At 66.0% G+C, this 1,025-nt stretch carries 2 protein-coding genes; one reads left to right on the top strand and one right to left on the bottom strand.

The features are described from left to right. A partial coding sequence (locus AB0M20_RS45615; RefSeq protein ID WP_364307930.1) for a TetR/AcrR family transcriptional regulator occupies positions 1-380 on the bottom strand: 380 nt, incomplete at its 3' end. Between the two features lie 87 nt (positions 381-467). Between AB0M20_RS45615 and AB0M20_RS45610 the strand changes: the two genes are divergently transcribed. Then, positions 468-1,025, top strand: a 558-nt coding sequence (locus AB0M20_RS45610) for an SMP-30/gluconolactonase/LRE family protein (RefSeq protein WP_364307928.1), incomplete at its 3' end; no start/stop codon positions are given.

The following is a 1,025-nucleotide window of genomic DNA, read 5'->3' as shown; positions in this document are numbered from 1 at the left end:
AAGATTCTTCCGCGCGCGGGGAACCGCGCCAGTTCGGCGATGACGAGCCGGCGCAGCCGTAGCAGGTGCGGCTGCATCACCAGGCCCAGCTGGTGGCGGGCCAGGGCGCGCAGATCGGCTTCCACGTCACCGGTGCGGCCGAGCGCGAGGATTTCTTGCTGGACCACGTTGCTGGCGTGGTCGACGGTGCTCGTTACGACCTCGGTGAACAGGGTTGATTTGTCGGCGAAGTGCCGGTAGATCGTCAGCTTTGATACCTCGGCGAGTGCCGCGACCTGGTCCATGGTTGTGCTGGCGTAGCCCTCGCGCAGGAATACGACCGTCGCCGCTGAGAGGATTGCGCGGCGCTTGCGGGCCGAGCGGGTCTCCGGGGGGCTCACTGGCCTCGATCCGGCGCTGTACCTGCCACGGTCAGTACTATACCGTCTAGTTTTTCGAGTACTGGTCAGTTTACTTTGGGAGGGATCGTGTCGGCACCGCGAAGGGTCACCCGTGTACTGCTCGACGGGCTCGGTATCGGGGAGTGCCCGCGCTGGCACGACGACAGGTTGTGGTTCTGCAACTGGGGCACCGACCAGATCGTCGCGGTCGACGTCGAGGGCAACAGCGAGGTGGTGATGGACGACGCCACGGTGTCCCCGCACTCCATCGACTGGCTGCCCGACGGCAGGCTGCTGATCGTTCCGGGCACGGCCAACTGCGGGGTGCGGCTGCTGGTGCAGGATGCGGACGGATCCCTCACCCCGTACGGACACCTCGACGGGCTGCCGAGCGGGTTCAACGAGATCACCGTTGACGGTCGCGGCAACGTCTACGTCAACGGCGCCGACTTCGACTTCCTGGCGTTCCTCGACCGGGCGATGAAAGACATGGCCGCGGGTGACCAGACTCCGCTGCACCAGCGCCCGGACTTCGTGCCCGGCTACATCGCATTGATCACACCGGACGGCAAAGCGCGGCAGGTGGCCAACGACATCGCCTTCCCCAACGGGATGGTGGTCACCCCGGACAACCGCACCCTGATC

Origin of the sequence: Actinoplanes sp. NPDC051633, from assembly GCF_040681735.1 — a bacterium.
In the GTDB taxonomy this organism is placed as follows: domain Bacteria; phylum Actinomycetota; class Actinomycetes; order Mycobacteriales; family Micromonosporaceae; genus Actinoplanes.
The sequence above is the reverse complement of the archived record's forward strand: the minus strand, read 5'-3'. Positions and strand labels throughout refer to the sequence as shown.